The 2,407-nt window shown below is 66.1% G+C and carries 3 protein-coding genes and 1 pseudogene; all 4 read right to left on the minus strand.

The genetic code is table 11. The features are described from left to right. Positions 1–402 (minus strand): DUF5309 family protein (locus FV233_RS29095; RefSeq protein ID WP_187278269.1); only part of this gene is annotated, 402 nt, incomplete at its 3' end. A 57-nt stretch (positions 403–459) separates the two neighbouring features. After that, a complete protein-coding gene (locus FV233_RS29100; protein ID WP_147899606.1) occupies positions 460–1,575 on the minus strand; it encodes a hypothetical protein in 1,116 nt (371 codons plus the stop codon). Between the two features lie 65 nt (positions 1,576–1,640). Further along, complete coding sequence (locus FV233_RS29105) at positions 1,641–1,901, minus strand: hypothetical protein (RefSeq protein WP_147899607.1); 261 nt, start codon at positions 1,899–1,901, stop codon at positions 1,641–1,643. Then, a pseudogene (locus FV233_RS30750) lies at positions 1,898–2,407 on the minus strand (hypothetical protein); the annotation flags it as partial. The pseudogene FV233_RS30750 and the gene FV233_RS29105, both read right to left, overlap by 4 nt.

The following is a 2,407-nucleotide window of genomic DNA, read 5'->3' on the forward strand; positions in this document are numbered from 1 at the left end:
CGCCTGAGCCGACAGGAGGATGCCCTCCATATCGCGCTTCAGGGCCATGCCCTTCTTCATGGCCTGGTACTTCATCTCAGAAGCACGGCCGGCCTTCTTGACTTCCTCCAGGGTGCCCGAGACCAGCATGGTCTTGCGCATGATCTGGCAGTAGTTGCCGACGCGCTGGGTCGAGGACGGGAGCACGTAGGCGTAGGTATCGCCTTCGATCTGGGCGTTGTTCAGATCCGGCGGGTCGAGGACATCGATCTGCCACTCGGTCTTGATCGCGTCGGCCGTGTCGGAGCCGATGTTGGAGATGAAGGGCGTGTCGTCCTTGTTGATCAGGAAGATCTTGTCCTGAAGGTCTTCACGCAGGCCCTTGGTGACGTAAACGTCCTGGGTTCCGGCAACCTGTGCCATGGTGTGGGTGCTTTCGGGTCGGCCGCCGGGCTCACGCGGAGCGCACGGGCGGCAGGGTCACTCAAGCCAAGAGTCGGGGATCGTCGCGGCGGCGTTCTGGATGCTCGGATCGCGATGAAACCGTTCCAAGGCGGCTCGGCGGCCTCCCTCATCCCGGGTGCCCGGTGGCCTGGTGGCCGGTCGGATCGGGGGTGCGGCTTTGGCCTTTTCGACAGCGGCCGGCTTGGCGGACTGGAGCTTCCGGAAGGCCATCGCGTCCTTCAGCACCAGCAGAAGCCGGTGGTCCTGAATGCCTGCGATGTCTTCAGGGGCCAGCCCGTAGGCGGTCGCCTGCTTCTGGGCATCCGCAAAGAAGGTGTTCCGGCCTTCGGGGGTCCGAAGTTCCGGAAGCTTCTCCTGCATCAGCCGAATTTCGTTCTGCAGCGCGACCTGTGCGGCCTGCGTCTGCTCAGCCTTGGCGGCTTCCTGAGCCTGCCGCTGCTGGTGTGTCTGCTGCTGGCCGAGGCTCTGGCGCGCCTGCACCAGCTTCTCCAGCTTCTGGACCTCGGCGGTGTAGTGCGCCTGCGCCCGCAGGTAGCCCTGCGGATCGGTGTCGATCATCGACTGGCTGGGCGGCTGCGGGAGCGAACCGCGGGTGATCTCGGTGGCGAGATCCAGCACCTGGGCCAACTCGCCCTCGGACTGCTGCAGCCGCTGCTGATAGGTCTCGACCTGCTTGCGGGTCTCGGCGACTTCCTGCGTCTTGCGGGTGTAATCCGCCGTCCGCATGAACCCGCGCTTGATCTCCTCGATCGGGTATTCCTGGCCGTCGATCTTGACGGTGATCGCGTCCTTGGCTTCCTCGGGCTTGTCCTCGCCCTTGGCGTCCTTGGTGGCGTCTTCGCCGTCCTCGGGCTCCTCAACCTCGGGCTCGCCCTCTTCGCCCATGTCCTCGTCGGTGATCCCTTCCGACGGCAGCGGCTCGCGGGCTTCCTCGGTCTCTTCGGCCGCTTCCGTGGCCGTCTCGTGCTTCGGTGTCTCGCGTGCCTGCCGCTCGGCAGCCGAACCACCTTCGTCGAGGTCGTCGTCGAAGCCCCAATCCTCATCGGTGATGCCCGCTGCGTGCGCGCGGAGGTCGGTGGTGTTGGCTTCGGGCGCAGAAACGCGCTCCGCGGGAGCAGAGGTGCCGGCCATGTGGTTGTGCTCACTGTTGCGCGGCGGGTGCTGGGTCTAGGCCCAGGCGCGGCGCGGGGTGCCGACTAAGCGACGTCGACGGGCTCGGACCCGACGGTCTTGCCGCTGGTCACGAGGTTCTGGAGGCCCAGGCGGAAGGCGCGGGCGGCCTGCAGATCGCACACGCGCGCGATCAGCATCGGGTGATTGGTCATGTCGGCGAGCGACAGGGTGGTGAGGGCGTCGACGGCGCCGGTCTCGATCCGGTCGAGCAGGTGCTGAACGATCTCGTCGTCGAGGATCTGTTGAGCGCGAACGCCATCGGCGCGGGGGTCTTCACCGATCACTGCGGCCTCGCCAGTTGGGCCATGCCGGAGACGTGCAGACCGTGCTGCAACTCCTGCATCTTCAGGTGCGCCTCAAGCTCCAATTCCTGCCGCCGCAGATCGAACTCCTGCTGAAGCTCTGCCTGCTTGGCCTGCGCCTCGAGCGCCAGCACTTCGCGACGCTGCTGGAGGTCCATGCCGGCCTGCGCGGTGTCGGCCTGAGCGTCGATCTGGATCTTCTGCTGCCGAAGGGCGACGTCGGCCTGCAGCTTCTGCTGGTCGAGCTGGCCCTTCTGAGCCAGCGCTTGCGCCTGCGCCTGAGACCGCGCCTGGATGGCCGCAACACGCGGATCCATGGGCGGCGGCTTCGACGCCATGTACGCCTGTACAGCCTGCGCATCCGGCATCTTGAAGAACTGCTCGGGGTTCCGCATGCCGGACGCCTCGACCATTTTCTGCAGCGTGCCGACGATCTCCGGAACGCCGCAAACCGGGTTGGTCAGGCCAAACTGCTTGATCACCAGTTC

The sequence above is a fragment of the Methylobacterium sp. WL7 genome (assembly GCF_008040085.1).
Lineage (GTDB): Bacteria > Pseudomonadota > Alphaproteobacteria > Rhizobiales > Beijerinckiaceae > Methylobacterium > Methylobacterium mesophilicum.